We start from the raw sequence: 5099 nt of genomic DNA, 5'->3' as shown, positions 1-5099 counted from the left end.
GTCCATCTGTCTTAGGAACTTCCATTGCAACAATGGGGGCTACACAATTAGAAGAAAATCTTAGAGGTGTTTATCATGACAGCAACTAATGGAATGTTAGATCCAGATGATTCAGTTATTTTATTGATAGATCATCAAAGTGGACTTTTTAATACAGTACGGGATTTGCCTGTACCTGATTTACGAAATTATGTCATTGCAATTGCAAAAGCAGCAACATTGTTAAATATCCCAGTGATTACTACTGCCTCTGTGCCAGACGGGCCAAATGGGCCTTTAATCCCTGAAATCCACCATTTTGCACCCCATGCGGTTTATGTTCCTCGTACTGGACAAATTAATACATGGGATAATCCACGCTTTGTTGATGAAATTAAGAAAACAGGCAGAAAAACTTTGATTATTGCGGGAACCCTGACCAGTGTATGTATGACATTCCCAGCCGTAAGTGCACGTAAGGAAGGCTATAATGTGTATTGTGTTGTAGATGCTTCTGGTAATTGGAATAAGATGGCGATGGATACATCAATTGCTCGTGTTACCCAAGCTGGTGCGATTCCAACTGATACTTTCGCCATTGTGGCTGAGTTAATGCGCACTTGGAACCGTCCAGAAGGTTCTCGTTTTGCTGAAATTATTTCTGAACATATCTGCCCAGAATATAAGTGTTTAATGGAAAGTTATGCAAAAGCGCAAGCAGTTGTGAAAGATGGACCTGAAACGAACTTAGACAAGTATCAATAAACTGAAATTAAACTTAGTTTTTTCTAGTAACTAGATTACAGCACCCCAAATGTTATATAGATTTTTGGGGTGTTGTTGATTTAAACAAAAATATTAAATTTGTTTGAGTTGCTGTGAACCAATCCAATGTTTAGAGAACTGATACGCTGCACGTCCAGAGCGCTGACCACGTGTCTGACACCAACGCAATGCCTCAGCACGTACTATGTCATCCATGCTGATCTGAGCTTTTGATAAGTAATGCTGTACGATTTCTAAATACAAGTTTTGATCCATTGGATAAAAAGACAGCCACAATCCAAAACGATCAGAGAGTGAAATTTTTTCTTCAATCGCTTCTTGTGGATGTAGTTCGTTATATTGTGGTACATCGACACGAGTTACAGGTGTATTTTCATGCATAAACTCGGGCAATAAATGACGACGGTTACTGGTGGCATAAATAATAAAATTACTAGAACCAGACTGCAAAGATCCATCCAGCACACTTTTTAAACTGCGATAGTTTTCATCTTCTGCGTTAAAAGCTAAGTCATCGCAATATACAATAAATTTTTCAGGACGTTCTGCGATGAGCTTTTGAATCTCAGGTAGTTCAGATAAATCATCACGTTCAATTTCAATCAGTCTTAACCCTTGCTCTGCATATTCCGTTAATAGAGCCCGCACAATAGAGGATTTTCCTGTACCACGAGAGCCTGTGAGCAGGACATCATTGGCAGGTAAACCATTGAGAAATTGTTCAGTATTTTGTAAAACTTTCTCTTTTTGGCGCTCAATCCCTTTTAAGTCATTCAATTCGACACGCTTGAGTTGATGAATGGCTTTTAATTCACCATTTTGCCATTTAAATGCAATCGCCGAGAAATCAGGTGCTTGTTTAACCTCAGGAAGGCTTTGCTGTAGCTGTTGGAGTACAGTCGATAGTGTTTCTAAGATATTGTTGGGTAGGTCAAGAGTTGCCATGATCAATCAGTTTATAATTACACTTGGAATTGATATTAACACCCGATTTAGGCACATCAAACCCTTAAAATGGTACTAATTTGCCAATTTTAGGCTTGAAATGGCAATTGTAATACTCCCATAATTTACACATAGTCGTTAGACTAACTCTGGCAATGTTAATGATGTTTTAGGAAAATAAAAAAAGTGGGTGAGGACAAATATGTTGTTTAAAGATTTCACACGGGAAATCAACCCGCACCAAGCCTATCGCATTAAAAAACTAAAGCAGCAGTTAGCACAGGCGGAAAATTATACTGAGTGGAAAAATATTGCGCTGAAGATTGATGAGGAATCAGGGGCGCAAGAGTGGAAGTATGATAACTGTTCACCTTATTTTGATGCAGAAGTGATTACCCATCGCTTAGGATTGTTGAAACGCTATCGCCAACAAAAACGAACGACTGATCTAATGTACCTTCTGCGTGAAGGTTTAAGCTATGATATTGCCAATATTGCTCATCCTATGCTGTTCACAGCAACTTATGTGGGCACCAAAAAAATTATTGAAGACTATATTGATGAAGTCAGCCTAGGTTTAGCATTTGTGGCATCTACGGATTGCCAATGTCTAGATAAACAACAAAAAATTGAATTTTTTCAACATTGCCAAAAAGCCTTTGGACAACCTGCACTGATGTTTTCAGGTGGTGCAACCTTGGGGTTATTTCATACAGGTGTATGTAAGGCTTTGCTTGAACAAGATCTGATGCCAAAAGTACTGTCTGGTTCGAGTGCTGGAGCCATCATGACGGCTATGTTGGGGCGAGCGACTCCTGCTGAGATGCTGAGCATCTTAAATGGTGAAAACTTCTTTACTGATGCTTTTCAATTTCGGGGTTTTCGTGAAGTTCTAAAAGGCAATGGTGGTTTGGCTGATGTAAAGCATTTAAAAAGCTTTTTGATCGCGAACTTAGGTGATGTGACTTTTGAAGAAGCTTTTAAGCAGTCAGGCTTATACAACAATGTCGCGGTTGCACCTTATGATGCCTCACAAAATGCACGCATCATGAATACTTTTACTTCACCGGATTTATTGGTGTGGAGTGCTGTCTTAGCGTCCTGTGCTGTGCCAATTTTGTTCCCACCCGTCAAACTGACCAGTAAGCGACATGATGGTTTATATACGCCCTATATGTCTTCTACGCGCTGGGTGGATGGTAGTGTGCGTAGTGATTTCCCTCAGGAAAAGATGGCGCGTTTATACAATTTAAATTACACAATTGCCAGCCAAGTCAATCCACATGTCGTGCCCTTTATGCAGTCGGATGAAGCACGTTTCCGTAAAGACATGCTGAGCTGGCCTGAGCGTATTGTACGTCGGCAGGGTAAAGTAATTAGTAAAGGTGTCATGGACTTTGCCCGCGAACGTGTAGGTAATATCCCGCCGATCCGTCGTTTACTGGACCATGGCTATGGTGTGGTTGATCAGCGTTATTATGGCGATGTAAATATTGTGGGAAAATATGGTCTACGCCATTATAGTTATATGTTACAAAATCCACGGCCACATTTGTTTAAGCTCCTACAACGTGAAGGCGAGCGTGCAACTTGGCCTAAAATTTCAATGATTGAGACACATGCCCGTGTTGGTAAAACGATTCAACATTGTTTGGAAGTCTTAACTGAGTTGAATACGGCAGAAATGAATGAATCCGAATTCTTGGCAGTTTGATCGTCAAGAATTGAACATGCTCGAGTTGTCGCTTCATACTCCGACTCAGCGTTTGAGTTGGGGGCGACGACTTTATCGCTTTGAGGTTGCAGGGCAGAGGTATTGGTTAAAGTTTCAATTGGCATCCAGTTATTCCGTACTTATTGATGGTTTTAATGCAGAGTTCAGCTTTTATCAGCATGCGCTTGCGATGTCGCCACAACCAACGTTTTTGCCTGAAGTACAAATTCTTGAAAATTTTGAGTTTCATTCAGAGCAGGTGAGTGCTGCGCTTATTTTAAAAGACCTGCCACCTTTACTTGTAAGAGATCCGCGTCAGTTAAGTTGTGATCATGTCATTCATATCATCTTCAAAATGTTGAATGCTGTAGAAGAATTACATCAGATGGACTGGATTCATGCTGACTTAAAACCTGCACATTTTTTATTGGCAGGTTCGACATGTAAATTGATTGATTTTGAGCAAAGTCAAACAATTGGTGGAACTGGACATCAACAAACTATAAATGCAACGCCACGCTATATGGCACCAGAGTTATTTCATGGTGAAGCAAAGACCGTACAAACCGACCTGTATGCACTCGGGATCATTCTACTTGAGTGGTTGACTGATCAGCGTTTGCAGGCAGCAAGCTACCAAGACTGGGCGTATTTACACTGTCAGTCTTTGAAGCTAGCGCTTCCAGAACCTTTTCAGGATTTTAGTCCACTATTACATGGACTTTTGGCTAAGCAAAAAAGCCAAAGATGGCAAAATATTATGGCTGCAAAACGATGCTTAATGACTGAAATTGAATGAGAAAAAGCCAAGTATATGGTTTTTGTTTCTTATTTAATCAAATGAGTGTGTTTTTCTTAAAAATTGCTTGTCATGCGAAAATGATCCCTATAGTATACACAGCCATTGGGGACGTGGCGAAATTGGTAGACGCACTGGATTTAGGTTCCAGCGCCGCAAGGTGTGAGAGTTCGAGTCTCTCCGTCCCCACCATAAATCATTTGAATTAAGATGATTTATAAGGCCATAGAGGATTGGTGTAATGGTAGCATGACGGTCTCCAAAACCGTTCGTCAAGGTTCGAATCCTTGATCCTCTGCCAACTTAAAGTCTAACGAACAGTTAGCACCCTGATGGGGACGTGGCGAAATTGGTAGACGCACTGGATTTAGGTTCCAGCGCCGCAAGGTGTGAGAGTTCGAGTCTCTCCGTCCCCACCATCAGTGATGAAGCAAGGTATAGAGCCTTGCTTTTTTCTTGTCTGAAATTTAAGAATCCATTCATCATAAAAAAAGCCCCCATAAGGGGGCTAAGTTTTGATTCATCACGCGAAGTAAGTATGGAGCAATTTTAGGCTTTCAAATGGTCTTCGAATTCTTCACCGAGCTGCATGGCCAAGTTATTTCCCGCGAGGTCGCAGGTCACCAGTCCATATTCTTTTTTAAAGCTAAAAGTAAAGCCACGGTTGTCTGCTAAAGTTTTGACTGAATACCCCAATTTCTCTAACCAAATACGAAAGGCGATGAGGTTTTTTGCTTTCACTACTTTTTTCACGAGGATATTCCTTATTCACTGATAAATTATTAATAGGGATATTTCACGCTTTTTTAAAGGGGATTTTTTTATATATTTTTATTTTTGCTGTTTTTTAGCACGTAATCAGGCTATCCATCATCA

General features: G+C 40.4%; 5 protein-coding genes and 3 tRNA genes. 6 read left to right on the top strand and 2 right to left on the bottom strand.

Annotated features, from left to right (window positions below; translation table 11 throughout):
* The first annotated feature begins 75 nt into the window (after positions 1 to 75).
* Entirely contained in the window at positions 76 to 744 is a 669-nt protein-coding gene (locus GBI16_RS17610; RefSeq protein ID WP_151707574.1) for an isochorismatase family protein, read from the top strand.
* Positions 745 to 837: 93 nt separating this feature from the next.
* On the opposite strand, the gene GBI16_RS17605 is transcribed toward GBI16_RS17610, so the two are convergent.
* The gene (locus GBI16_RS17605) at positions 838 to 1710 is read right to left on the bottom strand and encodes an ATP-binding protein (protein WP_151707573.1); all 873 of its coding nucleotides are present in this window, start codon (positions 1708 to 1710) and stop codon (positions 838 to 840) included.
* 202 nt (positions 1711 to 1912) lie between these two features.
* Between GBI16_RS17605 and GBI16_RS17600 the strand changes: the two genes are divergently transcribed.
* The 5 genes from GBI16_RS17600 (at position 1913) to GBI16_RS17580 (ending at position 4642) form a co-directional block, all read left to right on the top strand.
* Positions 1913 to 3424: a DUF3336 domain-containing protein gene (locus GBI16_RS17600; RefSeq protein WP_086208382.1), complete on the top strand. Its 1512-nt coding sequence runs from the start codon at positions 1913 to 1915 to the stop codon at positions 3422 to 3424.
* A complete protein-coding gene (locus tag GBI16_RS17595) occupies positions 3399 to 4223 on the top strand; it encodes a protein kinase domain-containing protein (RefSeq protein WP_151707572.1) in 825 nt (274 codons plus the stop codon). The genes GBI16_RS17600 and GBI16_RS17595 overlap by 26 nt, the downstream gene beginning before the upstream one ends.
* Positions 4224 to 4330: 107 nt before the next feature.
* Positions 4331 to 4415, top strand: a tRNA-Leu gene (locus tag GBI16_RS17590).
* 35 nt (positions 4416 to 4450) lie between these two features.
* Positions 4451 to 4524, top strand: a tRNA-Trp gene (locus tag GBI16_RS17585).
* Between the two features lie 33 nt (positions 4525 to 4557).
* Positions 4558 to 4642, top strand: a tRNA-Leu gene (locus GBI16_RS17580).
* Between the two features lie 130 nt (positions 4643 to 4772).
* Here GBI16_RS17580 and GBI16_RS17575 read toward each other — a convergent pair.
* Entirely contained in the window at positions 4773 to 4976 is a 204-nt protein-coding gene (locus GBI16_RS17575) for a hypothetical protein (protein ID WP_004696295.1), read from the bottom strand.
* Between the last annotated feature and the right edge of the window lie 123 nt (positions 4977 to 5099).

The organism is Acinetobacter sp. TUM15064 (assembly GCF_008980265.1).
Lineage (GTDB): Bacteria > Pseudomonadota > Gammaproteobacteria > Pseudomonadales > Moraxellaceae > Acinetobacter.
This window is presented reverse-complemented; position numbering and strand designations above follow the sequence as displayed.

What these genes read in the sequence shown, in the direction of transcription:
- GBI16_RS17600 (WP_086208382.1), top strand. Translation starts at nt 1,913, where the DNA reads ATGTTGTTTAAAGATTTCACACGGGAAATCAACCCGCACCAAGCCTAT.
- GBI16_RS17595 (WP_151707572.1), top strand. Translation starts at nt 3,399, where the DNA reads ATGAATCCGAATTCTTGGCAGTTTGATCGTCAAGAATTGAACATGCTC.
- GBI16_RS17605 (WP_151707573.1), bottom strand. Translation starts at nt 1,710, where the DNA reads ATGGCAACTCTTGACCTACCCAACAATATCTTAGAAACACTATCGACT.
- GBI16_RS17610 (WP_151707574.1), top strand. Translation starts at nt 76, where the DNA reads ATGACAGCAACTAATGGAATGTTAGATCCAGATGATTCAGTTATTTTA.